The sequence below is a fragment of the Agrobacterium sp. CG160-95 genome, from assembly GCF_053521725.1.
On record NZ_JBNWDU010000003.1, the window covers coordinates 1 to 25748 of the forward strand.

A 25748-nucleotide genomic window follows, 5' to 3' on the forward strand; every position below is an offset into this window, starting at 1 on the left:
GGAAAACAACAAGCAGTCAGCTCATCAACATGATTTCTTTAGAACGAAAGACTTCGTCGCCAGCAGCGCCGCCGCCCTCGTTCAGTGAGCGGACTTATAGAGAGCAGCTTGCGCTTACGTCAATGGGCAAAAAAGAAAATCCTTGGAAAAAAAACGGGCGCCAAAATTCCGCTAAATAATCAACACTTTGGTGGAATGGACGTCGTGTGGACAATTATTTCCAGAATTACGATGGCATTTTTAGTAGTCCGCTTTCACCATACAGAGGCTTACGCCTGCTCAAATTGTCGAATAGAGCTTAATACGGCGGTGGTTGGGTTGCGCCACGAGTGCAAGCTTGATCGCCGAAACATTTCGAGTGAGTGCTATCCTTGAGGATAGCCAATTCCAAACAGCAGAATGGAAATGCTCGAAATGTCCGATGCTTCTTGGGTAGATTAGTTTCCTCTCGTCTTTTTCCCGGCCAAGATCATAGTGCTCGGCATAGGCATGTATTATGCGATCAAGTGGCATCACGATCAGGCGAAGAAAGATAGCGAGACCAAAGGGCACTGAGCGTGCCCCCTGCTGTCCGTCGCTCAAGCCCGCATTGCGTTGCTGGCTGAAGGCGACGAGAGCGGCAAGCAGTTGCAGCGCCTCCCCGGCGAATTATCAGCCTCATAACTGTCGCGGAACAACGGGCGAACTATGTGAGAACATCCGCGCCAATTGCTCTACATTAGATTTTTCCCAATGAGAGCATTGGCTCACCTCTATCAAAAGCCGCTCCAGATAGCTGGAAGCGGCATGCTTGATGAAATAAATAGAATACGAGTAGCCAATATTCGGGAAAGTATTTGAGCTAGAAAAACGGTGCTCGTTCCCATGAAACGTGGAGATCAATCGAGACTTTCACTCAATTTGTCAATTAGCTCTCATGGATATGCTTAATCTGTAAGCCTCAGCCCATGGCGTCAACGACAGTGCGCCAGCCGTTCGGTGCTCCTTTCCGATTGGGTCCCAGGTCGCTATCGCCTCGTAGAGCGGAGGTCGATCCAGATTTTAAGCGTCAAAACACCTGTTTGGAGGTATACCCAGATAGATTATCAGCCCAAAAAGTGTCATGCCCGGGGTGTCACAAGCGTGAGGAGCCCCACAGCTCATGTGGGAGCTTACGGCATAGTAAATGAGATACGCAATCGATCCAGAACCCGCTATTATTCCTTCACAGCAAGACGCACGCCCGTCCTGCCGCTCACTTCGGCACTGTGGGGAGCGCGTTCGCGTCAGGACAGGCTGGATCACCGCGTACCATATTCCGTTGCAGTGGACGCCTGTTCTCGGGGCTTGCCGAGCCATATCCACTTCCCACTACGGTCAAGATAGCACGAGGGCCGCGCGTACAATGGTGTGACGGGTTGCCCAACCGCCTTCTGGACACGCTTCCCGTCAGACTGGATCGAACATCTCCCTGAATTCCGGATCGGCAAAGTATGCAAGCTTTTCAGCGAAAACTGGTCGTTGCCCGGCCAGGAACAGCAACTGTCCGTGCGCCGGCAGATTGCGCACCTCATCAGGGCGCGGCGGCTCGCATCATGTTCTTGAATGCGTCCCGAGAAAGTCGCAACCGGTTCATGGAGCGCCCTGCCCGCTGTCGCCATTCTCTGCTGTGCCCGTCAGTCCTTGTCCGATCAGATCGGCAAACAGCGCCTTGTCATTGTCACGCGTCAGAAAGCCCGGCAGTTCGCGGCGCAACCAGTCATCGAGCTGTTGCTTAAACTCCTGATCACTCGCGGTCTCCAGGTGATGCAGAACGAGCGAGCCGATCAGGACCTTGCGGCGCATATCGTTGTTGCGCTCGGTTTTCGAGAGACGGGCCTTGAGGGCGGAACGTTGCGCATCCAGTTCAGCCAGGCGCTGTTCGATTGTTTTCCTTGCCACGATTGTTCCTTTCGATTGCGGTCGCACCGGAACTGCCGCTGTTGACTGCGGCTTCGTTCCTGGAAGACAGACCAGTTTCTATGAGGAGGTCGACATAGCGATTGTGAGAGCAGGTTTGACCATAGGGTTCATGACGCTGCGGTGGCTGCTACCTGAGCTCAGGATTGTTGTATCACTGGTGAAGCTCAGTCGATGGCGTTCGCGGCTTGTCCCGCGGCCTGTTCGAGCTTTTCGATGTGCTCGCGGCAAAGCGTCTCAACCAGCTTATGAAGTTCCGCAGTCCGCTCCTGAAGCCAGGTGAGCGCCTCTTCGGAAACCTCGAAACGCTTCGAATAGCGTGCCTTGACGTAGGCCTCATTCAGGATGTTGTACCATGTGGTAAATCGCTGACGATCGCGTGGCCAGATGTCGATCAAACGGTGATCACGACCTTCGGAAAGTCCACGCAGGAATTTGAGATTGTGCGACGCAGGCGAATAGTTTGTCAGTGTCAGGAGGTAGCAGTTGTAGGCAGTCTCCACTGCCTGATGGAGTTCGAAGACAGCATGCTTTATCCGCTTGTCTTTCAGATACAGCGACGTATCGAGAAACGAGCGAGCGGCAGCCATTTCTTCGTAAAAATGCTCCTCTGCCACCCTGAGTGCATCAGCAGGTTTGAGCGGTTTCGGTTCAGCCAGCGGCCTATCGTCGAATTCGTAAAGCACGATGCCTTCACGGGCGAGATCAACAAAGAAGGGTTGGCCATCATTCAAAAAGTTGCTGATCTCGCGAGCGCCGTGCACGATCAGGCCCACGGGCGTCTCGATCTCCTTGTCCCACATCAGCCGATCAGTCGCCTTGTCCCAGTATTTGGGATCGGCCAGTTCCTTGTTGCTGACGATGACGAGAATGTCGAAATCCGAGCGGTAGCCTTTCGACGTATGCGGCTCATCCACCCAGGTGCCACGCGCGTAAGAACCGAACAGAATGATTTTGAAAATCCGTCCGTCTTTCTTGGCGTCAGACTTGGAGCGCTCCACCAGATCAGCAAACTCTTCCTGGATAATTCCGACGACGCGCGCAAGCTCGCGTTGCTTTCGTTCCGGCAAATGTTCAAGGCTGGTCTTCATGTCTGCTCCGTTTCTGGACGGTATCCTGTATGGTCCATTGTAAACTTGTTTGAAACTCCGATTTTTGGTAGCCGCCAATCGAATGCCTGTCTTACGGGACTATCCACTGCGCGTTACCTGCGCCCTCTCCTGTTTGTCGAGCCGCGCCTGCAATATCTCCTTCCACTCCCCCCCTTCTCCCTGATCCGTCGTGCGATCAGCCTGCGCATCCCCCTCCCCGGATTGATGCATTTGTGTCCCTATTCAAACACGAGCAATTGCCACTTGGCGACTACTACTTTTAGTAGTCGAAATCACCGTTCGTTGTTGCTAACGTCGCCACCGGTAAACAGACAAGGGCGCACTTACGACTTGCGGCGCGTTTGGGCGTTTGGTCTCCCCGTTTGCGTATCGGAGATTTCGTTTGGCGATTTATCATCTCAGCACCAAACCTGTCTCGCGCTCATCTGGCCGCAGTGCTGTCGCATCCGCCGCCTACCGTTGCGCGGTTCTTCTCGTCAATCAACGCGATGGCCTTGTGCATGACTTCACCCGCAAAGAGGGTGTCGAGCATAAAGAGATCGTGCTGCCGCAAGGCGTGTCTGCCGACTGGGCTTTGGATCGCTCTTCGTTGTGGAACGCTGCCGAGTTTGCAGAAAAGCGAAAAGATGCCCGCGTCGCCCGCGAATTCGAAATCGCGCTTCCGCATGAGCTTTCGGTAGAGGGACGACTGAAGGCTGCACGTGCCTTTGCCCAGGATCTGGCAAACCGCTATGGCGCGGCCGTGGATTTTGCAATCCATTCGCCAAGCGAGCATGGTGATATCAGGAACTACCATGCGCATGTGCTGATGACGACGCGACAGGTTGGCAAAGCCGGCCTTGGCGAGAAGACCTGTCTTGAGCACAAGAACGCACGGTTGCTGGCAAATGGCATGGCGACGACCGACATGCAGCTTCGCGATATCCGGCAGTCATGGGAAGCCATCGCCAACCGTCAGCTGCAACGCGAAGGCCTGGATGTTCGCATCGATCATCGCTCGCATATTGAGCGCGGTCTTGAGTTGTCGCCGACCGAACATATGGGCGTGCATGCGTCGCAGATGCGCCAGCAAGGAATGGCCGTCGAGCGCGGGCGACTGGATGACGAGGCAGCACGGCAAAATGCCGAACTAATCCGCCAAAAGCCTGAACAGGTTCTGACGCTGATCAGCCATGAAAAGAGCGTGTTCGATCGACACGATATTGCCAAGACCTTGCATCGCTACATCAATGATGACGCGCAAACGTTCCAGAACGCCTTTGCGGCTGTTTTGGCATCACCAGCGCTCGTGGCGCTTCAGCCTGAGCGCACCGATGCCGAGACAGGCGAAGTGTCCAATGCCCGCTATTCGACGCGGGACATGATCGATCTGGAACTTGGCATGGCGCGATCGGCGGAGCGGTTACATCAGGCGCATTCCCATGGTGTCGATCCTCGCCATGTCGAGCGTGCGATGGAGACGCAGGATAACGCTATTCGCAAAAGCTCCAGCGGACCGTCGGCTGCGAGCGATCCGTCAGCGGGATTGTCGGACGAACAGCGTCATGCGATCGCGCATATTACCGGGCCAGAACGCATCGCGGCTGTGGTCGGATTTGCGGGTGCTGGAAAGTCCACCATGCTGGCAGCCGCTCGCGAGGCGTGGGAGGCTCAAGGCTATCAGGTCCATGGTGCAGCGCTTAGCGGAAAGGCAGCCGAAGGCCTTGAGGAAAGTTCCGGCATAGAGAGCCGCACCCTGGCATCATGGTCTTACAGCTGGGACCATGGCCGGGGTATGATCGGTCGCGGTGACGTGTTCATCATCGACGAGGCCGGCATGGTCGGGAGCCGGCAGCTTGCCCGGTTCATCGGAGAAGCGGAAGAGCGCGGCGCAAAGATCGTTCTTGTCGGCGACCATGAGCAGCTTCAGGCCATCGGGGCCGGTGCACCCTTCAGGGCGATTGCAGAGCAGATCGGTCATGTCGAACTTTCCGGGATACGCCGCCAGCGCCAGGATTGGCAGAGGCAAGCATCGGTTGCCTTTGCGACCCACAAGACGGCCGAGGGGCTGGCCGCCTATCGCGATCACGGCGCCATCCACTTTGCGGACAGCCGCGACAAGGCGATGGCAAAGATCGTGCGTGATTATCTTGCCGACAGTGCGAAGCGTGCCGATGGCACCCGGGTCGCCATGGCGCATCGCCGCGCTGATGTGCGAGCCCTCAATGCCGCCATCCGCTATGAACTTCAAAACAGACAAAGGCTCGAACGCGGCCAAGAGTTGAGCGCCAGTGCGGGGCGTGGGAATGGTGAGGACCGTGTAGGTGGTGAGGCCGGTCGCGAACTCACCTTCCAGACCAATAACGGCAAACGCGCCTTCGGCCCCGGTGACCGGATCATCTTTCTCGAAAACAACCGCGACCTCGGCGTCAAAAACGGCATGCTTGGCACGGTCGAGCATGTGGAGCCGGGCAAGATCATCGCCCGGCTCGATGGTCGAGGCGGCGACAGCGTCAGCGTTCCCACGGACAGCTATCAGGCGATCGACCACGGCTATGCGACGACGATCCATAAAAATCAGGGGGCGACAGTCGATCGCGCCTTTGTGCTGGCATCCAGTACCATGGACCGGCATCTGACCTATGTTGCCATGACAAGGCACCGCGACAGCGTGCAGCTCTATGCGGACATCAAGGAGTTCACCAATGCGGGCCGGCTGGTTGATCACGGCATCGCGCCCTACGAGCATAATCGCCAGGCGCGAGAAAACTATTTTGTGACGCTGGAGAATGACAAGGGCGAGCGGCATACCGTGTGGGGCGTCGATCTCAAGCGGGCCATGCGAGATGCATCGCCAAAGATCGGGGACAGGATCGGACTGCAGCATGAAGGGGCCACGCCTGTCACGCTTCCGGATGGCACGCAGGCCGAGCGCAATGCATGGCGTGTCGTCAAGGGTGACGCGTTGGCGTACCAGCAGCTGACAAGCCGCCTGTCGCGTTCCGGCGCGAAGGAAACCACGCTGGATTACATCAGCGACTTTGCCGAGCGGCGCGGGATCGCAAGCGATAGATGGATCGTAAACGGCCAAGGGATCGGGCAAGAGTTTTGTGTCAGAAGCGAGATCGAACTTGCGTCCGGACGGGATGAGCGTCAAGAGGTCTTGTCCCGTGCGGCCCATCTGCAACGGGAGCAGCAGGACCGGCCATCAGAGCGTCAGCAGGTTTACGAGGAACGTGCCGGCGATCTGGCCGGTCCTGTTCACCGCGAAGATCAGCCCAGGGCTGAGAACAACAAAGGCTATCGCCGCATCCGGTGGTCCGAGGTCATGTCGCAAGATGGCGCCGTCCCTGCCCCCACAGAAACTGTAGTCCAACAATCGCTGATCGAAACCGGTAAGCCAGCTCCGCTGGTGCCAGCCATCACGCGTCACGACCGCAGCATCGAACAGGTAGCACGGGAAAGAGCGATGTCCGTCATCGAGCAGAGATTCGATACGGTCGAATCTCTGGTGCGGCACGTGTTCCGTGACCCGGTCGAGGTCGCGGCGAGACTGCGTACCGCGATGACCGAGAAGGAAGGCAACGGCAAGATCATGGCAAAGGCCATAGCCGAGCAACCAGAGCGCTTCGGGGAGCTACGCGGCAAGACGGGTCTGTTCGGGAACAACAGGGAGCGGAAAGAGGCGCTGCAATATGCCAGATCTCTGTCTGCCCATATTGGCTATGTCTCCCAGGCATGGGAGCGCCGGCTTGGCGAAGAACGCGCGAGCGAACAATGGCAGCGCGAAAAGCGTGATGTCATCGAGGTGCCCGACCTCACGCCGCGCAGTGCCGAAATCCTTGCCAAGGTGGAGAAGATGCCGGTCGCGAAGCGGAGCCAGTTTATCGCGGAGCTTCGCTCGTCACCTGAGGGCCGAGCCGCGCTCGATGAGGCCAAGCTGGTGGCCGAAGCGCTCACGCGGCGGCTTGGTAGTTCCGATCCTCGCAGGTTCGCCGAAGAACTCGAGCCACGCCCGGAGCTCGCAAAGCAGGCCGAGCATATCAACACAATCGCCCGCATAGTGAATCGTACACGCCATGCCGAGCTTAGCCATGACCACGCGTTGAGACAGCAGCTGAACCGGTCTCAGGGGCTTGGATTGAGCCGATAGTGCGTGCCGACGACAACATTGGCGTCCTTTAATCGGTCACCCCCAAAAGTGCGCCACGCTTCCAGATTTCCTAGGCGTCCCGATGCACCTATCACCGTTCAGCGCTCGAGACGGCTTCCCTCAGCAGTTCATCAGGACTGAATCAAACAAGCCGAGCTGTCCGGCGAAACGGGGTACACTCCAGCCTGCCTACAGAGGGCCCCCACGAAATTGAGTCACACGAAGCCCAAGTAGCCCAGCGGCCTGCGCCCTGCCCGCCATCCTCGAAGTTAACGAGGAAATCCGCATGGGCGGCCAGGTGGTGACGGGGATAGGCTTCCTTGGCGCAGGACTGATCATGCGCACCGGCCTCAACATTCGCGGGTTGAGCAGGTCGGCGACAATATGGGCTACGGGAGCGATCGGCGTCCTTGCGGGTTATGGAGAAATTTTCGAGGCTGCTGAGGCAACGCTTCTGATCTTGCTGATCAACATAACCTCCCCCAGAGTTGTTCGGCTCATCGAGCGCTTTGTTCCACAACACCCAGTCGAGTCACAACGTCGTAGGGTTGAGGTCCGCACGACCACGGAAAGCGAAACCGAGGTCCGGTCGAGTTTGATGAGCCAAACGCGTGACCATCAACTAGCAGTCACATCACTCGCACCGCGCGTCAATTCACTGGATAGGACCATCACCATTGATGTCACTATTTCAGGTGACGACGTTAACGACGAAGTCATGAGCGTTCTTGCGCAATCTCTTAGCTTGTCGCCAAACATTCTTTACTGCACCTTCACGTAGTTTGGAGACGCCAGGGCCGGTTCAACGACAACGCCATAGCCGCCATGTTCGCGCACACGAACATCACATTCCCTTGACATCTGTTCTCGGAGATTTTTGAGAGCTGTCACGATTTCGGCCGTCTGGCGCTTTTTCCAATGCCGTTTCCATGAGAGTCTTCACCAGTCTAAACTCAGAGGTTGTGTCGCTGTACTTTTCATTGCACGGTTAGGCACAATTATAATTTTTGATGTTGACCGGGGAGCGGATGGTACACGGAGAGAAATGCCGGTCTTTTGCATGTGTGCTTGTCGCAACTTCGGTCGCCGTTACGATGTTCGCCGGAACCGGTTTTGCACAGGATAACGATAGTGCCGTTCAAAATGCCGTACCGGTGATGAGAAAATTCGATTTCTCAGCGCCAGCCCTCAATCTTGAAGGGACGCTTTCCCCAAATGCTACGGTCGAAACCGTACCAATGAGTCCGACGGAGCCTGGCACAATCGGTAATGTGAAAGTCATCGGAAAAATAACTTCAGATTCGTCCAGTCCGAAAATCGAGACGACCTTTATCGGGTACAATCTGCAGGCGCCATCGGCAGCGTTCCGGATCTGCGCTTACCAGGCAGACACTGCTGGATACACAACGCGCGTCTCAAAAGTTGCATCGGACCTGACAGAAGCTATGCTTCTGGGCACCAAGGATCAGAGCGGCGAACCACATAGCGCCCTTATCAGCTATTGCTTCTCTCGCGGGAAGCAGGCGCTGGGCATAAATTTCGTTGCAGATGTCAGCAACGCGGCGGATGCTGACGCGGCTTATGATCTGGTAGTTCGGGCTGACAAGTATGCCGTTGCGTTCATTGACAGCCTCTCATGGGAAAATGGAGAAGAATCAAGCTTTGGGGAGGAGCTGCAATCGGTTCCTGTTCGGATAGCCAACGAGCGGATCGCACTCCGCATCCCGGACCAGTGGGAAATACCGATCAACGATTTTCATGGCGCTTTGCCGGCCGAGTTGCACATGATCAGGCGCAAGGGCGGAAGAGATGTTGGCCTGATATGGCTGCTCGTTCAGGACATGAAGGAAAAACCGGACCTGGAAATGGCCGGAGCCACGATCGTGAGGGATTACTTTGTCAGGCAGACACCTGATGCCCGGCCACCCGCACTGATATCGAGTGAGGAAGACAGTCTGCTTGCAAAACAGGGAATCCCCGCACGCACCTTCCGGTTTTCAGTGACAGACAAAAAAGGTCAGGACAGCGGCGATATAGATGCGACCGTCATATGGCGGAATGGGCGCCTGCATGTACTCACCCTTTGGTCAGCGTGGCCCTCCGCCGCCGATAACAGCAACTTCTTTTCCCGTCTTCCAGCTCTTACTGTCTACGATATCGTGCGACAAGCCATGGTAACAACGCAGCAATAAGGTCCGGCGCAGATAGAGAACCAAAGCGCACAAAATGTAGAAAAAACATCAAACTAGGGTATTTTCTTAAAGTAAAAAAAGCCTGTTTCCTTCTGGTATTTTGAGCCGCAAAAAATGGCGCAAGATAGACAGGTAAACTGGCTTGGAACCACGGCTGGCATTGACACCACAGATCGGAGCGGACTTGGGCGGAACTAAGCTGACTGAACTTTTCCCACTACCCTATGCCCATTGGTATGCGGCCACTCTTTTTGCCGAGGCCGGATATGCTGCGTCACAGATATTCGAGCGTCTCAACATAGATCCCGCGCGCTGGCAACGGTTCCAAGAGCGCTACAGCCAACTTCATTACGCCAATACAAATTGGGTTGCGGCCGCGTTCAGGCGGGACGGACTTCCCGAACCCGAGCAGGATCGGGCGCTTTTCCAGCGTCTGACGGGGAATGACGGCATCGGCCTATCGGTAACAGAACCCTTCAGCATGCGCACAGAGCTTGCGGCTTTGCGGCGGGCAGTCGAAGCTAATCCTCGTATCGGCCCCTTCGCCAATGTCGACTGGGTCGCGCATTACATCGGAGAAAGACGATTCCCGACCATCCGCTATATCCACAATGGCCATCAGGTCTATGTGGACGGCGCACCAATCCGCGACCGCAAGGGCGTCCCGTTGTCCGGGGTAGACCCCTTCACCTTTCGACAGCTTGGTGACCGCTGGTTTTGCGACGATAGACATGTCTACGGCCAGGGCGAGACACCAACGAAGCTTTTCTGGTTCTCAGCGCGCGGCGCCGATCCAGACAGCTTCACCGTTCTGAATCAACGTTATGGTGTCGACAAGGCCGCCGGTTATTACATTACCAACTTGCGCCTTCCCACCGAGGAGCCGGGTACATTCGGGATCGTCAGCTATTATTACGGCAGCGGCCAGAAACCGGGCATCCGTATCGAAGAGAGTCACTACGCAAAGGACAGTCGCAAAGTCTATGCTTACGGGGTCGCGATTGAAGGCGCGGATGCGGCCAGTTTCCATTCCATCGGCGACGAAGGCAGATATTTCGCTGACAGGAAGCATGTCTATTGGGAGAAGAGCCTGATTCCCGACGCGGACCGAGAGAGTTTTGTCTGCGCATCAGAAGCAGGTCAGTATCGCGCTTATGACAGCGAGCGGCCGTACTATGCAGGGCAACCTCAATCAGTCTCGGCAGAATTTGAGTCTTGGAGCGGCTATTTCGAGAACCATCCCGAGATTGCCGACAGCTGGTGGCACCGGGAGAAGGCACGCCGTGCGGTAAGCGCGTCTGTGGGGAATGAGCCAGTACCGATCGGCGGTCTCTATTACAGCGATGGACGCCGGATTCTGGTTAGGCCACAGCGTCCGCAGGAAGCCGAATGGGTCTCACTCGATCATTTCGACCACGACAGCTTCCGACACATCGTTGATGTGTTCGGGCAGGATCGGCACGGCCTGCGCTACTTCTTGCCCGGCCTCGAACATTACGGGATGGAGCCCATTGAGAAAGCCGATCCCGCTAGCTTCGAAAAGCTCGACGGCCCATGGTTCAAAGACAAGCAGCAGGCCTATTACATCGACAGTACAGCACCTTTACCAGAGCTTGCTGTCGTCAAAATCGACATGGCGAGCTTCGAGGTTTTGGGCGGCGCCTATGCTCGTGACGCAAAAGGGCTGATCGTTGAAGGTGTGCGCAAGCGCGGCATCGACAATCCCGCAGCGGTGGAATCGCTCGGCTTTTCCTTTGCACGGATGGGCGATACCCTGCTTTATCGCGGGAAGCCCATCAGCCGGCCCGGCAAGGTCAATCCCGCCACAGCGCGTGGTGTCAACGATCAGCTTCTGATTGATGCGAACGGCGAGATGCTGTTCGGAGGCAGTTATCGCAAAAAGATTCCTGGAATCGATCCAGCCATTTTGCATTTCCTCAACCGTGTATTCGCAGTTGACGCACGGCATGTTTACGCGATGACCGATACAGGACTGCTGCTCATTGAGGATATTGAACCGGGCGAAGTCGAGCTAGCCGGCCTCTACGCGGTCCGGGTGGGCGACACACAGCTCCACGTTTCCGGTGGCATCGTAAGGCGGTTACGACCCGAAGATACAAGTGGATGAGTAATGCCTGATATCAAAGCTCCCCCCGAGGCTGGGTGCGTCAGTAGTGACGAGCGGCGTGCGGAGGTGCCAGGGCGGTGAAACCTGCGCCGTTGAAGTCATGCAGGCGCGAGGAAGACTCAATAGGCATGACATTACCGGATCGGAAGTCGCTTTTTGCCAGCCTATAGAGGCACCCGCCGCGTGCAAACACCAGATCGCCGCCATCCCAGTCTGCCCAATCCGTTTCCGGAAGGTCGACAAGCAATGTTCCGTCCCGGTCAAACACGCGGTAGTCCAGTCCGTACCACGCCTTTTGACTGCGACCGATCGAATGAAGAACCATCTGAAGGCTCCGGCCGTTTGCACCCGGTTTTTGCAGGACACGCGGCTTGTTGAAGCTGTAAAAGGTCGAGGCCTTCAGGCCATTGGTTTGCCCCTCACCGGCGTCGATCACACGCCAACCGTCACGCGCAAGTATGTAGCCGCTGATGGGCTCGTCCTCTCCACGTCCCGACAATATACCGCACGGGTCCACTTGCATGCCTCGCTTCAATCGAAAACCTGGAGCGAACGAGACGCGGTTATCGTCAAACGGATGGTTGAGAAGCAGTTTGTTCTCGTCCTCGAAAACACCGCCTCCTCCCCACGCGTCTCCTTTTGGCCAAAGCGTCAGTGCGGTGAAGAATGGCGGCTTCGATATGGCCGTCCAGCTCGCGTAGGGCGGGCGATTTGTGGCCGCGAAGTAGACCAGAAGTTCTCCGGACGGAGAAAGATCGCAGCGTCTCTCGTAGACCCGTCCCTTCAACCATTGACCATGTTCAAAAGTGTCGTTGCGCAAGTCCCAGCGAATGAGCTGCACCAGCCGGCTCGGGCCGCGCCGAAATATGACACCTGTTCTCGCTGACCGTGCCAGGATCGCATACAGCCTCGGTGCAAGTGCCTTCCGAGAAGGATCTACAGTCTGCTTGCCTTTCTCTACAGCCACCTGAGCAACTTTCTTCCGGCACTATCTGATGCCGTCATGTAGGACGTCACATGACAGTTTATCCCTGTGTCCGCATCGAGCTTGCGGACTTCCATCTCTCACCTCTCCGAAATACCGCGCAACACCATTATCAGATACTGGACGAAAAAATCGACATTGCGTAGTTTTAAACAACAACTGCATCCATTGAAGCGATTTGACACTTCGTCTCCCACGATTTGATCCAAACCCGGATACGTCGCCGTTTCAACCGATCGCACAGGAGAAGCGCTTGCTGATACTTGAGATCGTCATTTTTTCTGCGGCTCTTATCGCGGTTGGCCTTCTGGCTGTGCAGCAGATTATCGCGCAGGTTCGGGAGTATAATTTCTACAAGAAGAATGGTGGTGATTTTTCTGTCGACAGCAACATGGATCACGTCAAACTTGACAGATCGATGCACTACAACGACCTCCGCCTCACGAACTGGCAGCGATTTTATCTGTTCCGCCCAGCCTGCATCGCGATGCTCGTCTTTGTTTGGGCTATGATGGTAGTCTCTTTGCTTTAACTGAAACGCCAGGCTTAGGTTGCCCTTGGCATTGCTCGTCGACCAGACTGTTTCGGCAAGCCCCCTGCAGCACCTCACCGGTGCCAAGACAATGCGATTTTGTTCGGCAAGCGGTCGGAGGCAATGGCGATCTTAGTCATTCGGTTTAGGCCGAGGTTTAAATTTGACGTGCCTGCGTATAGCGCTGCGATTGCGTGTGGCCATGCGGGCTGTTCAAAGCCACCTCGACGTTAAGCGGATACAAATGCCTCTTCTGGCTGCGCAAATCCGCAAGATGCGCTCAAACGCTGAACTCGAGGTCCAAATCGTTGACCTTCGCGATCGCATTCGTTCCGCTCTTCGTGTAGACGACCTAGGTGCCGGCCAGCGAATACATTCCCAGACCCTTCCCGCACACCCGTGATCAGTCCTCAGTGGGGTCGTCCGCCATTACCCGATCGTATAGTTCGATGCTACGCCGCGAAGATGTGTGACCGTCGCTTGCGACAAAACACCACTGCCCAGATAATCAGCAAAGCTGAATGAGAATATGTCACTTCGTTCTATCGCCTTGACCAGATTGGTATCACCAAAGACAACGAGGTATTCGTGATCCTCCGGCGCCCAGATCCAGAGATCATGAGCTGAAAAATGGATCAGAAGGCCATAAGGCGAATTTTCAAACAGTGCATCAAGCACCAACCCGACCGGTTGCGGTGCAAAATGGCGCGGAGGCTGACCGAACTCGTAAGCAGCGAAATCAATCTCGTTACTACCGATACGCGCGGCGACGAGAGCGATTTCCTCCTCGCTTGGAAATTCGGGGTAAATCCTCGCCGCGAAATTTCTGTTTCGAATGGCCTGATGATCCAGCGTGCAGTCTTTTCCAATGAAGTCCATAATTAAACCCCAGGTCCGTCATTATAGCGTATCTCGGTCTGACGACCGTTTGGCCTACGTATTTGCAACGTCGGACGACCGTCAGAGCTTCCCGGACGGACGGTAACCTTGCTGCCGTCTTCCAGTTCCCCCGTGCGGCCCGGCCCGTATTGTGTTTCGATACCTTTCTCCTTGCCCGGTTTCAAGGAATCGAAGTCGCGTTCAGCTTCCGCCATACCGCCATCCTTTTCGCCGTGTTTTGTCTTACCCTTTGTCTGTTGACTGACGCCCGCTTCATCCTCCAGTTCCTCTTGCCGCTTCTTCTGTTCTTCCGCCTTTGCCGAATCGCAGTTCCCAGTGCAGCTTCCCGCCTCGCCATCGGCGGGTTCAGAATGGCTCTCATTGTACATTTTGTAGAGTTCGTAACCTTCATAGGCCAGCATGGCGAGGCCGATTGCTGCACCAACTGGCCCAAGAAAACCGAGCGCGGCGCGGGCACCGAGCCTCGTTGCCACGCCTGCAGCCGCACGGCCAAGCAGAACCTCCCCGCCAGCAGCAGCCACGGCAGTCATGCACCCCCCCGTTCTTTCGCCGCATTCGCCATCAGCCGCATCATTTCATCCAGCCGAGCGTCAGGATTGCGGCCTCTGAGGTTCTGGCGAATATCAGGTGCTTCGATGAAGCGCCCGTTGCTTGCGCTCATAAGGTAGGTCCACTGAAAGAATCCGCGCTCGGTTTTCAACCCGTAAATTCGTGCCTGTGTTTCATATCGTTCCATGAATATGAGCGCTTCGCGCTCGTCCATGCCTTGTAGCAAGTGCGGCGCGGACCTTTGAAAGGCCGTCACTCGGCGGCGACGCGCGGCGAGCATTCGCGATGCACTGATGACCTCGATATTCTCAGGAGTCAGGCGCAACATGCCGCCCTGCGCGACGACATCAACCGGTCGATGAGCGCGCTTGATGTTCCCACCCCATGCCTCGGCCGGAGCGAAGTAGATTTCTTCGGCCGGGCCCATAAGGCGCACCACCTGTTCCGGCGAAAGCGCCGGCAACACCTGCATCATGACATTCGGGTCGGCATGGCGGAAAACAACAATTTCGCTACGACCCCGCGCCTCTTCAAGATCAAGGGCGAACGATGCCCCTTCTTGCGCATCGCCGGCCGCCAAGGAGATATCACCGGCTTCTCCAGAAACCGAACCGCTCAATCCCGCGAGCGCGTCTCGCTCAAGCGGCAGAAAGATGCGGTTAATACCACGAAGATGCCTGTAGATTGTTTCTTCAGAAAGGCCGCGATCACCGACCCAGAATACCACAGCCGGCCTGTCTGCGATAAGCTTGAGCAGGGCCTCTATTCTGCTCTTTACCCGCCCAGGCAAATCGATCTCGTCGGCTGGCATCAAGCCGCCGCCACTTTCATCACCATTGGCGACTGCTTTCGCCATGTCATTCGACAGTTTCGCTGCCAGCGCCTGCAGTTCCTCGTCGCTTGGCTCCGCCGTCTCGACCAAGCTATCCGGCGCACTTGAGGCCGGCGGCGAAAGACTAAGTGAAACGAGCCACGGCCCGCCGAGCACAATTGCCGAATTGGAACCCGCCGACCGATAGAGCGGCCTGTGGCACAAACCAGCCGCCGAAAGATCCGCTGTTAGGTTACCGAAGAGAGCTCCGTCCAGCACCGCATAGATTCGCCTGTCGCAACTGTCCGCAATCCGGGAGAGGCGTTTCAGATAAACCTGACCGACCGCTGGCACCTCCGCTCCGCCGTTAAGCTGGCTCTGCATCTTATCCTCGAACCGTTGGAACGGACCGCGCGGCCATGCTTGCCTGGCAGGAGGTTGCATCACTGCCGCCCTTTGGCTCACGGTCGCCGATGTAGACGTCGGTCGAACCGGTTTGCGCATTGCCGCCACAGTCAATCGCATCGCCTACTCGACCGGCCCGCTTGCCGTTGATGAAGACGGTGGATGCTCCAGCCGCCAGAGCCCGCGGATGTGAGGGCTTCGGGCAGGACGGGCAGCCATGCGGCAAATAGGCATCCCCGACGCGCATCAGCGGCCGACCATTCACATAGACATTATTACTACCCCCGGTCGCCGGTGTGGGTGGAAAATGGCAGGAATGGGATGAACCTATATCGGCACGGCGATGAGCTTTGGGCATCGGCTATATCCCCTTTTCAGCGCGCCTGAAGCATGGCGCGTGTCAGTAACCCAAGCCGTGCTCCCTGCGGCGGGACAAACGATCCAGGGAGCCATTCGGGCTTCGAGGCTAAGGCAAGAGCAACGGCAAAATCGTCATCCTCGGTGCCCAGAAGCGCACTCAGATCTACAGGAACAATAGCGGGATTGAGCATAAGCGCAGCAAAATCGCTGCCGATTTCAGGGTCGATCTTCCAATGCAAACTTTTGCCGCGTCCTGCGACCTCGGAAAAGGTCACATCCCCCTGACACCAGGACAGAGCGGAGCAGCCCAGCGGTGTCCAGCCTTGGCCATCGCACAGCATTCTCCATCTGTCGGCCGAGAATTGTGATAGATTTGTCAACAGCTCATGTTGGGTTCTTATCGCTTTCAGCGCGATGTCACGGCTTGAGCCACCCGCATTGAGCATGCGTACATAGGTATTTTTCCACTGGCGCTCGGTGGAATGGAGCTCTAGCCAAATTCCCGCCGGCGTAGATCCGTCGTCAAATTTCACTGGCTTTGATAACATCCGGCCTCACCTCCCCTCATAGAATATATGTTGCTTGTCCATAGGCACCCAAGGCATGAACGGGTTACTGTCAGGGGAACGCGCACCCGAATAGAATTTCTCGGTCATTTCTACCGACCTCTGCAGTGCATAGCCGGAATCAGGGAAACCGTATTTAGCGGGATTGACCTGCATGTCCCTAGTGATCGAGTTGATGATACGGTCCTGTTCCGCGATACGATCAAGCTGCTTTTGATAGGTATATTCTTCCGACTTCCATTCACGGAAATATGGATGAACGTTGTAGGCTTGGAATGGGTATTCCTCGCGTTTTGACCGGGACAACTCGTTCCAGAGCGAGTACCATTTTTTAACTCGCCAAAAGCCAATCATGGAACCCAGGGACGCGCCAACCAGGGTGGCTTCGGTCTTGACATTGAGGGCCGTCGCCCCTTTGAAAAGATTGCGGGCGTCGGCAAGATAATATGTCCCGACCCCTATTGCCGCATCAACAGAAGCCCCTGAGACCCACCCCATGGTGTAATCCAGATCGTTGATACAAAACGGTTTGAGAGCGCTCATTCCGTTCTGTTGCGCAGCAAGAAAACGGTAAATTTTTTCAGCGGAATCATACTGGTCTCCCGCTGTCGGGATGTCCGATATGTCCTTTGCGGTTTTCATATCCTCTATCGTCTTGAGTTGTTCGGAAGCCCCGCCGCCCTGACCGATCCTCATCGACTGCCCGCCGCCGCGTTCAACGCGCTTGGCGGCATTGGACATGCCGTAACCTGCTGACAGGCCGGCCCCGTAGAACGAGGCGACACAGGCGCACAAGTTCTCCCGGCCGAACAACAGAAAGGTGTGCGCACCAAGAATCAGAGATGCGCCACTGTCATAACCAATCAGCCATGACTGGGATTTGGTATGTGCCAATCCAGCCCAGGAGTCGGGAGTTTTCAGGTCGTTGCCATAGGGAAATGCGCTGTCGCTCATTGCTCCGCCTGACCGTATTTGAATGGCACATAGGGTACGAATGGTTTCGACGGATCGAAGTTCTGCTGTCCCGGATAAAGAAGGCAATAGAGCTTCTGTTTGTAAACGACCGCCAGTGGATAACACGCGTCCTTCTTGGCCATGCCGCCCGCGCCACATTGCTGGAGCCCCTCGAGAACCTCCATCGCTCGGCACTTTTCTTCCCTACAGTCGTAGTCCCTGATGTCCTCATAACCTTTAGAATAGAAAATGCGCGTTTTCGTATAGCTGTCTAACGGCCCAAGAACGGCCGCAAGCCCTGCATAGGCTCGGTCAACATCCTGCTTCTCTCCGATGTTGAAGGTGGATGGCGTATCCGATGTGAAGGCGAATTTGGCCGGATCGGTTTCGCATTCAATTGCGAAGGAAAAAGAGCTGGAGGCCATAAGGATCACACATGCCGGGGCCAGGATTGTCGTCATATTGCTTCTCAATTCAAATCTATCCTTCCGCCATTGACGACAACACGCTGTTCGCCATTGATCTCGATCTCTTCAAAGTCGAGAAAGAGCTTCGTACCGCTCAGCGTGACAGTTCCATCCTCATGCATCAAAACATTGGCCTTTCCGCAAGTCAGGTGCAATTCGCCCCCGCTATGTACGGTCGCGCTGTTTTGCGCAGACAGCGACATCGTGTCGTTGCTCATGAGATTGACACGTGTTCCTGCGTTGACGCTGTAGGACATACCGACATTGGTAGCCATTCCGGCCCCCACGTTGACGGCTTTGAACACACCCACGCTCTCAGTATTGTTCTTCTCGACGATGACGGACATATTGCCCTCGCCAGGATTGAGAAGCCCTGGAAAACCGAGGTTCTTTGCAACGTCGCCAATCCCGCTCACAAGCGAATTCAGCACCGAATTCACGACCCTTCCTATCCCGCTCGGCCCAACTGTAACCATCATATTGCCACCAACAACCTCGTGGTGGTTGTTGCGCACCTCTATCGACTTATTGTGGCCAACCGACTGGACCCAGTTATTATCAATCCGTTCGCTGTGATTGTTTCGGATTTTTTCGTTGCGGTCTTTCTGGGCGTGAATGTAAATTTCCTCGCGGCCATTCTCGTCTTCGAAAGTCAGTTCGTTGAAGCCCGAACCTTTGTGCGTGTTAGTCCGGAACGTGCTCTTGGTTTTGTTGGCAGGCAGCTCATAAGGCACTGTCTGACGCGCATTCGGCACCACGCCGGTGACCAGGGGCCGGTCCGGATCGCCATCCACAAATGCAACCATCACTTCCATGCCGATGCGCGGGATGATCTGGCCGCCCCAAGTGGAGCCCGCCCAGTTCTGCGCAACCCGCACCCAGCACGTATCCGTACCATCCTTCTTTGCCTTGCGATCCCAAGGGAACCACAGCTTGATGCGGCCATACTGATCCGGGTGGATTTCCTCACCCTCCGGGCCAGCGACGATCGCCACCTGGGTGCCTTCGATGCGCGGGCGTTTTGTTGACCGATGGGGCGTCAGCGGCACGCGGGCCGGAATTGCCTCGAAGTGATTGCGATATTCCGGTTCGTTGCTGTTTGTCTCATAGGAGAGATCAACGATGCTGTGGCTTGCCCTGATGATCACATGCTCTTCATAGGCATGTTCGGGATGGGCGACCTCGTAAGGCGTAAAGCGACGGCCGGGTTCGAGAATGCGTGAGGTGGACGATCCGAATACCCGGTCGTGATCGGCCTCGATCGCCTGGGTGCGCAGTTTCTGCGCCCGTTCCGCTTCTTCCACCGTCTTGATGCGGGCCGGATATTCGTAGAGCTCGCGCTTCGTCGCGTCCGGCATTTGCACCAGAGACGGCGTCATCGTGCCAGGCACCATGCCCGGCGTCTCGAAATTCCAGTCCGCGCCCGCCCGCTGGCCGGAGACATAGGAGAACCGCCGTGCCCAGTCATTGATGTGGTTGCGGTCCGACGAGCCCTGCGCCAGCCGCACCGTTCCCTCCCCCTGGGCAGCCGGAGACGGCCCGAGCCAGCCGCTGGCGCTATCGGCAACATGCAGCTTATGGGAACCGTCCTCGTGGCTGAACCAGTAGAACAGGCCATCCTCTTCGAAACGGCGGGTGAGATAATCCAGATCGGTCTCGTTAAACTGCACGCTGTAGTGCTGTGCAGGCGGCGGCGAGATGATGCCTGACGTATCGGGAGCAGGAATTCCGTGTTCGGAAAACAGCGTCTCAACGATATCGACCGCCGTCTTGTCCATCCAGATGCGGCAATCGGAACGCCGCGAAAGCAACCACATCTGTGGCCGGATGGTCATCGAGTAAGAGCGCAATCCACGCGTGATCGGAGGACCTTCATGGAGCTCTGTTACAAGGCCGTTAAAGGGACGGCGAACACCGCCGCCCTCACCCTCGCCCTGGCTGATCTCGAGCGAAACATCGACCAGCCGCCCGATCAGTTCCTCGGGCTTAACCGCCTCCTTCTTGGCACGCACCGTCAGGCGAATATCAAAGAGCTGCGATACGCCTTCCTCGACCGTCAGACGCTCCGGCAAAAGCTGATCCTCTCCCAAAGGCGACTTGACCTTGAGGACGCGGCTTGCCTGAACGAAATCAGAAAGTGACGACTGGTCGTTCATGGAACACTCCTAATCAGGACCCGCGGCTGGACTGAAGTGGCCAGAACCAGATCGTTTCCGAATTGTAGTAGCAGGCCGACGCGCATTGGGTGGCCTCTGAGCCACCCCGCACAAGATCGATATGGCCGCCTCCGGTGTAACCAGGGATATTGTTGAACGCCACAACACCGTTACGGGCACCGATGCCATTACGCGCTGTCGCGGGGGTAAACGGTTCGGGCTCGCCTAGATAGCTCGTCCGTTTCACCAGATTTGCGAGGCGGCGCATGTTCACCTCAATGCCCTTGCCCGCATATGGACCTTTCTGAATGCGATGCGAGGCTGGCACGATGTTGATCCCCGATTTAACGAAAGCGACGCTAACGCGGATGGCACAGGTATTGTGATAGTTCGGGTTACCGATAAAATCATCCCAGCCTATTTCCGTGAAAAGATCACGCTGGCTGACATAGTTCGGGTGCGACGGGTCGCTGCTCGGATAATTCTTATAAAGAGTGTCAAAGTTAACGCGCATGGTTCGTCCCACTAGTTACTTTTCTGCTCACAGGGAAAGGAGACCTTGAGCGCCTCCCGCACGAGAGTGGCTGCCTGTTCATCCAGTTTTTCCGCAGGAAGATCGCCGAGATAGGTGTAGATCCGGTCGTTGAACTCATGGGGCGCCACGGCGCCTGCACCACACCAGTCCGATCCGCTCGTCAGATCGGCCACGCCAGCGATATAGGCGCTTGATTTTGCAACGGAAACCAGCCGCCGCATTTCTGGATCGGACACCTCCGGGGCAAGCTTACCCTCGATGGCCTGCTTGAGTTCGGCACCAGAGAATATCCATGTCCGCTCCGCCGCACCGACCGGCGAAAGACCGGAAGATGCCAGAACAACCGGCACGGAAACAAAAAACGCATATAGGGAGCGCATCAAAAAACCACCTAGACCAAACTCGACGTGAAACATCACGACGTGAGCTACAAAACTGCAATGAAACGTTCCGGTGCCAGCAACGCCGGCACCGGGTCACGTCACGATCAGGCAGCCTTCGTCGTTGCCAGATCGTAGGAGGCGATCATCGGAGACTGCGGCGAGTTGTTGTCGTCGAACGGCGTGTACTTCACTTCCATCTTCGTGAAGTTGAGCTTGACGGTTTCCACCGGACGGTCACCGCTGGAATCCACCGAGTAGCTGGCGATAAGCGTGTTTGTCAGCAGATACTCGATATAGGTGTTACCCGGATTACCCGTGGTCACCAGATGAATGGTTGCGAGCTTGCCGGTCCGGCCGGCGCAGGCTTCCTGGAAAAGCTTGGTGGAAGAAGAATCGCTAACCTTGGTCAGAATGACTTCCGAAATGGTCGGTTCGGATGCCTCGCGGTTTGCAGCAGAACCAGCAGAGGTGTTCATGTTGCGGGCCACGTTCCAGTGAATGGCTTCAATATCCATCCACTTGCGATGTTCTTCATGGGTGGCGTCGCCCTGGATACCGTCAATCTGCAGATAAATTGGCATGCTGTAAGCTCCTGTAGCTAAAATGACCTCTTGCTCCGAGGCCGAGTTACCCTTCGTTTAATGCCGCATGCGTCGGGTAGCCCCATCCGACGCGGCAACTTTATCCACCCCAACCTCTTCGGTTACGGCGAATTCATCTGCTTCCCCAGCCTCTTCGGCACGAATGCCGAACCCGTTTTCACCAAAATCGACAACAATGTTCCCGACACGCTCTCCCGCGATTACCTTTTCGAGGAAAAAGCTGGAAAGAGGCGGCAGGAGGTCCTTGCCGATCATGATTTCAATGGCGCGTGCGCCAATCTCACTTGCACCGGCGCGCGCCACCAGGGCATCTCGCGCCACATTGGACAGGGTCAGGCCGGTGCCATATGTTGCGAGCACACGTTCCCTGATCTTGCCAATCTGCATATCCACGATCCTTGCAAGCGCCTCCGTACCAAGCGGCATGAAGGGAAGAATGATCGTGCGCCCGAGGAACGCGGGCTTGAACTGTTTGTTAAGCTCCGGCATCAGAAGCGCTTCCAGCGCTTCGCCTTCCGGCATCGTGTCGGGATCGGCCGACAGCGCCGAGAGCAACTCCGAGCCTGTATTGGCCGTCATGAAGATAGTGGTGTTCTTGAAATCCACGTCGCGGCCTTCGCCATCACGCAACACGCCCTTGTCAAACACCTGATAGAAAATGTCCTGGACGCCGGCGTGAGCCTTGTCGATCTCATCCAAGAGCAGAACGCCGAACGGCCGACGGCGCACCGCTTCCGTCAACACGCCGCCTTCGCCGAAACCGACATAGCCGGGCGGCGAACCGAGAAGCAGCGAAACCTTATGCTCTTCCTTGAACTCCGACATGTTGATCGTCGTCAGATGGCTGTTGCCGCCGTAGAGCATATCGGCGAGCGACAGCGCGGTTTCGGTCTTTCCTGTTCCGGACATGCCAACAAGGAAAAAAACGGCCGGCGGGCGGCGCGGATCGGATAATCCGGCCCGCGCAGTGCGCATGGCATCGGCAATCCGTGCAATTGCAGCATCCTGCCCCACCACCCGCTGCCGCATACGCGCATCGAGTGTCCGGGCACTTTCGATCTGGTCCGCCAGAAGTTTGCCAAGTGGAATTCCGGTCCATCGCGAAACGACGGCGGCGATCGCCTCACGATCAACGACCGTCGGGACAAGTCTCTCGGCATTTGCCGGTTTTGCCTCAACCGCAGGCCGCAGGGGAGAGACATTGGAAACATCGCCTTCAACCGGCTGCTCTTCGCTTAGCTCAGCCATCTCCGCGTCGTAACGGCTGCGCAGATCATCGATCCCACTCTCAAGCTTTTCGACTTCGCCCCGTATCGACTGGATACGGCTGTCAATCTCGCCATCCTGCGGTTCACGCAGAAGCCAGTTCAACTCATCGGTGAGAAGGCGCCGCTCGCTTTCCATAGCGCGCAGCCGCTCCGGCTGGGTCTGCCGTGCCAGTGAGACGGCAGCCGCGGCCGTATCGAGAAGGCTAACAGCCTTGTCCGGCAACTGCCGCGCGGGCATGTAGCGTGCGGATAATTGCACCGCGGCCACGACCGCCTCGTCACGAACGACAACGTTGTGATGGCTGACGAAGCTGTCAGCGACACCGCGCAACATACGTATGGCGGTCGTCTCATCCGGCTCGCGCACATGTACAGGCTGGAAACGACGGGTCAGCGCCGCATCCTTTTCGAAATACTTCTTGTATTCGCTCCAGGTCGTCGCCGCGACGGTGCGCACTTCACCCCGCGCCAGAGCGGGCTTGAGAATATTGGCCGCATCGCCCTGCCCGGCCGCACCACCCGCACCAACGAGACCGTGGGCCTCATCGATAAACAGGATGACCGGTTCGGTAGAACGTTTGACCGCATCGATTACGCCATGAAGGCGGCGCTCAAACTCACCCTTAACGCCGGCACCGGCCTGAAGTAGCGAAATATCGAGGTTCAGCAGGCGGACATTGCGCAACTTTTCCGGAACGTTGCCAGACGCGATTTCCAGCGCCAGCGCCTCGGCAACCGCCGTTTTGCCAACCCCCGCCTCACCTACCAGGATGGGATTGTTCTGTCGGCGGCGCGTTAGAATATCAACAAGCTGGCGTAACTCATCATCGCGGCCGATAACAGGATCAACCTTGCCATTGCGGGCATCTGCGGTCATGTCCTGGGTGTAAAGGCGCAAGAAATCATTCTGGCCTGCAGACTGTCCTGTCCCTGCCTGCCCTGAGCCTGCCAGCGCGGAAGGAACATCCACGCCTGCGCCATTTTCAGTCGAGTTGCGAAGACGCTCAAGCGCGGTGCGATCCATCGCCTTGAGAGAAGGAAATGCCGAGCGGACGAAAGAGCGAAGTGAGGTTTCCTCATCCATCGCCAACAGAAGATCGCAAAGCGTAACACGGTCGCGGCCAGCCTCCAGCGATGCGAGAATCCATGCCTCCCGGGCTGCCGTGAGGATGTTCTGGGAGAGCGACAATGCCTCTCCGTCGCCGATGATGGACTCCTCCAGACTGCGGCTGATTTCAGCCTGCAATACCGGAAGTGGAATTTTTAATTCCTCGAATGTTTTCGCATAGATGCCGGAGTCCACAACCGCAAGCAGCCAATGCGGGATATCCACGTATCTGTGCCCCATGCGCACCGCAACAGAAGCCGCAGCTTCAAGGGTAACACGCAGGTCTGGCTCAAGCGCTCCAACAAGGCGGTTGAGATCGATATGCGACATGCAATGAGCCTCCTGCCCGGGTTCATTCCACAACGTGACGTGGAGTAAATATGATGATGAAACCAACTTGTCCACCCCGAAGTTGATTTTTTGTCAGATGAGATTATCCACTAGACGCCACAATTTAGACACATTTAGAATAAGTCTGTCTTATGAATAGCCTTACGTAAGGGAAGTAACTACAAAAAATCCATTACTATTTCTCGGAGATAGACTGCAGTTGGAAGCGCCGAACGTTAAAACAGATGTAGAATTTCTGAATGACTGCGGAGAAAATATCCGGGTCAACGCAAGAACGCGTGAAATATACTATAGAATTAAGGATGAAAGAAACCAAGCTCGTACAGAAGAGCGCGCCGCTTCTCCGCAGGATAACCTGAAAATATCCAGTAGCTGGGATAATGTCAGCAATCTTGGATTGCATATTATATATTCCGAAAGCAAGGATGTTGAAATATTGGCGTGGCTTGCGGAAGCATCGCTGCGCCTGCGCGGCTTTCATGGTCTGCGCGAAATCTACGACCTCGGCAAAGAGCTGTTTTACAACCACTGGGACTCGCTGCGGTCAATCAGCGACGATAATGACGAAGAAAAATTTGCACCTTTAGCGGGATTGAACGGTGTCGGCAGCGAAGGAACGCTTGTTCAGCCTTTGCGCCTCGCCTCATTGATCCCAGGCGGCAAATTTGGCGAACACAGCCTATGGGACTTTCAACTCGCGCAGCGCCCAAATGAGAGCAAACGTCGCGAAGAGCTATATCGGCTTGCGTCTGAAACTGGCGTTGCCGCCATGTCATCCCAGTTGGCAGAGGTGACTGCGTGCCTCTCCGCGTTTGATGCCATCATGGCCATCCTTGCCGAGCGCTGCGGGCAATCCGCACCACCGAGTTCCCATATCCGCAACACGCTGGTCGAAGCAGCGTCTGCAATTCGCTCGCTCGGCGGGCGTGACCAGGAGCCGGCATCCGTCGAACAGGAACCTGTGGGCATCAGCGGTTCAGACGAGAGCGGGCCGGCGGCCGCGCGGCCCGCCGTGACCGCACCGGAAGGCATATTATCGCGCGACGAAGCATTTGAAACTCTTCTCTCGGTTGCGCGTTACTTCCGCCGTACCGAGCCGCATTCACCGATCTCCCTTGCCATAGAGACACTGGTGCGCAGGGGACGCATGGATTTTTCGGAACTGCTGGCCGAGCTTTTGCCGGAAGCCCAGGTTCGCAACGCAGTCTTAACCGCCGCCGGCATCAAGCCAAGCGGAGAGAGCAACGGAAAATAGAAAGCGCGGAGCGCGACGCCGCTCCGTAACAGTCGTCTGTGCCAAGGGGCACCAAGGAG

The 25748-nt window shown here is 56.5% G+C and carries 22 protein-coding genes and 1 pseudogene; 6 read left to right on the plus strand and 17 right to left on the minus strand.

Annotation, left to right across the window (positions count from 1 at the left end; translation table 11 throughout):
- Positions 1-279: 279 nt before the first annotated feature.
- The 4 genes and pseudogenes from ACQZ63_RS11450 to ACQZ63_RS11465 form a co-directional block, all read right to left on the minus strand.
- The gene (locus ACQZ63_RS11450) at positions 280-582 is read right to left on the minus strand and encodes a hypothetical protein (RefSeq protein WP_448799303.1); all 303 of its coding nucleotides are present in this window, start codon (positions 580-582) and stop codon (positions 280-282) included.
- An 846-nt stretch (positions 583-1428) separates the two neighbouring features.
- Positions 1429-1557, minus strand: a pseudogene (locus ACQZ63_RS11455) (type IV secretory system conjugative DNA transfer family protein); the annotation flags it as partial.
- Between the two features lie 54 nt (positions 1558-1611).
- On the minus strand, positions 1612-1920 hold the full coding sequence (locus ACQZ63_RS11460; protein WP_065659386.1) for an anti-sigma factor antagonist: 309 nt from the start codon (positions 1918-1920) through the stop codon (positions 1612-1614).
- Between the two features lie 185 nt (positions 1921-2105).
- Complete coding sequence (locus tag ACQZ63_RS11465) at positions 2106-3029, minus strand: nucleotidyltransferase and HEPN domain-containing protein (RefSeq protein ID WP_448799150.1); 924 nt, start codon at positions 3027-3029, stop codon at positions 2106-2108.
- Positions 3030-3432: 403 nt separating this feature from the next.
- Between ACQZ63_RS11465 and traA the strand changes: the two genes are divergently transcribed.
- The 4 genes from traA (at position 3433) to ACQZ63_RS11485 (ending at position 11502) form a co-directional block, all read left to right on the plus strand.
- Positions 3433-7182 carry a Ti-type conjugative transfer relaxase TraA gene (gene traA, locus ACQZ63_RS11470; RefSeq protein ID WP_448799151.1) on the plus strand — a complete coding sequence of 1250 codons (3750 nt, stop codon included), beginning with the start codon at positions 3433-3435 and terminating at the stop codon, positions 7180-7182.
- A 250-nt stretch (positions 7183-7432) separates the two neighbouring features.
- Positions 7433-7963 carry an MgtC/SapB family protein gene (locus ACQZ63_RS11475; protein ID WP_448799296.1) on the plus strand — a complete coding sequence of 177 codons (531 nt, stop codon included), beginning with the start codon at positions 7433-7435 and terminating at the stop codon, positions 7961-7963.
- Between the two features lie 313 nt (positions 7964-8276).
- Positions 8277-9374 carry a hypothetical protein gene (locus ACQZ63_RS11480; RefSeq protein ID WP_448799152.1) on the plus strand — a complete coding sequence of 366 codons (1098 nt, stop codon included), beginning with the start codon at positions 8277-8279 and terminating at the stop codon, positions 9372-9374.
- Positions 9375-9516: 142 nt separating this feature from the next.
- Entirely contained in the window at positions 9517-11502 is a 1986-nt protein-coding gene (locus ACQZ63_RS11485) for a DKNYY domain-containing protein (protein WP_046205630.1), read from the plus strand.
- A gap of 40 nt (positions 11503-11542) precedes the next feature.
- Here the strand turns inward: ACQZ63_RS11485 and ACQZ63_RS11490 are convergent, their stop codons facing one another.
- Positions 11543-12343, minus strand: a complete 801-nt coding sequence (locus ACQZ63_RS11490; protein WP_448799153.1) for a hypothetical protein — start codon at positions 12341-12343, stop codon at positions 11543-11545.
- Positions 12344-12740: 397 nt separating this feature from the next.
- On the opposite strand from ACQZ63_RS11490, the gene ACQZ63_RS11495 reads away from it, so the two are divergent.
- On the plus strand, positions 12741-13019 hold the full coding sequence (locus ACQZ63_RS11495; protein ID WP_013760976.1) for a hypothetical protein: 279 nt from the start codon (positions 12741-12743) through the stop codon (positions 13017-13019).
- A gap of 429 nt (positions 13020-13448) precedes the next feature.
- Here the strand turns inward: ACQZ63_RS11495 and ACQZ63_RS11500 are convergent, their stop codons facing one another.
- The 12 genes from ACQZ63_RS11500 to tssH all read right to left on the minus strand — a co-directional run bounded on the left by ACQZ63_RS11500 (position 13449) and on the right by tssH (position 24413).
- Complete coding sequence (locus ACQZ63_RS11500; RefSeq protein ID WP_013760977.1) at positions 13449-13898, minus strand: hypothetical protein; 450 nt, start codon at positions 13896-13898, stop codon at positions 13449-13451.
- 2 nt (positions 13899-13900) lie between these two features.
- Positions 13901-14449 (minus strand): hypothetical protein, encoded by a 549-nt coding sequence (locus ACQZ63_RS11505; protein ID WP_013760978.1) that lies wholly within the window; start codon positions 14447-14449, stop codon positions 13901-13903.
- Entirely contained in the window at positions 14446-15783 is a 1338-nt protein-coding gene (locus ACQZ63_RS11510; RefSeq protein ID WP_236759696.1) for a hypothetical protein, read from the minus strand. Before ACQZ63_RS11510 ends, ACQZ63_RS11505 begins: the two co-directional genes overlap by 4 nt.
- Positions 15665-16042, minus strand: a complete 378-nt coding sequence (locus ACQZ63_RS11515) for a PAAR domain-containing protein (RefSeq protein ID WP_013760980.1) — start codon at positions 16040-16042, stop codon at positions 15665-15667. Before ACQZ63_RS11515 ends, ACQZ63_RS11510 begins: the two co-directional genes overlap by 119 nt.
- A gap of 16 nt (positions 16043-16058) precedes the next feature.
- Entirely contained in the window at positions 16059-16592 is a 534-nt protein-coding gene (locus tag ACQZ63_RS11520) for a hypothetical protein (RefSeq protein WP_448799154.1), read from the minus strand.
- A 6-nt stretch (positions 16593-16598) separates the two neighbouring features.
- Complete coding sequence (locus tag ACQZ63_RS11525; protein ID WP_019566792.1) at positions 16599-17564, minus strand: hypothetical protein; 966 nt, start codon at positions 17562-17564, stop codon at positions 16599-16601.
- Positions 17561-18025: a hypothetical protein gene (locus ACQZ63_RS11530; RefSeq protein ID WP_448799155.1), complete on the minus strand. Its 465-nt coding sequence runs from the start codon at positions 18023-18025 to the stop codon at positions 17561-17563. Before ACQZ63_RS11530 ends, ACQZ63_RS11525 begins: the two co-directional genes overlap by 4 nt.
- 8 nt (positions 18026-18033) lie before the next feature.
- Positions 18034-20187: a type VI secretion system tip protein TssI/VgrG gene (gene tssI / locus ACQZ63_RS11535; RefSeq protein ID WP_013760984.1), complete on the minus strand. Its 2154-nt coding sequence runs from the start codon at positions 20185-20187 to the stop codon at positions 18034-18036.
- A 13-nt stretch (positions 20188-20200) separates the two neighbouring features.
- On the minus strand, positions 20201-20701 hold the full coding sequence (locus ACQZ63_RS11540; protein ID WP_038495594.1) for a type VI secretion system amidase effector protein Tae4: 501 nt from the start codon (positions 20699-20701) through the stop codon (positions 20201-20203).
- Between the two features lie 11 nt (positions 20702-20712).
- Complete coding sequence (locus ACQZ63_RS11545) at positions 20713-21102, minus strand: Rap1a/Tai family immunity protein (RefSeq protein WP_448799156.1); 390 nt, start codon at positions 21100-21102, stop codon at positions 20713-20715.
- Positions 21103-21209: 107 nt separating this feature from the next.
- Positions 21210-21686 carry an Hcp family type VI secretion system effector gene (locus ACQZ63_RS11550; protein ID WP_004431488.1) on the minus strand — a complete coding sequence of 159 codons (477 nt, stop codon included), beginning with the start codon at positions 21684-21686 and terminating at the stop codon, positions 21210-21212.
- 57 nt (positions 21687-21743) lie between these two features.
- Complete coding sequence (gene tssH, locus ACQZ63_RS11555) at positions 21744-24413, minus strand: type VI secretion system ATPase TssH (RefSeq protein ID WP_448799157.1); 2670 nt, start codon at positions 24411-24413, stop codon at positions 21744-21746.
- Between the two features lie 220 nt (positions 24414-24633).
- Between tssH and tssA the strand changes: the two genes are divergently transcribed.
- A complete protein-coding gene (tssA, locus tag ACQZ63_RS11560) occupies positions 24634-25689 on the plus strand; it encodes a type VI secretion system protein TssA (RefSeq protein WP_448799158.1) in 1056 nt (351 codons plus the stop codon).
- Positions 25690-25748: the final 59 nt, after the last annotated feature.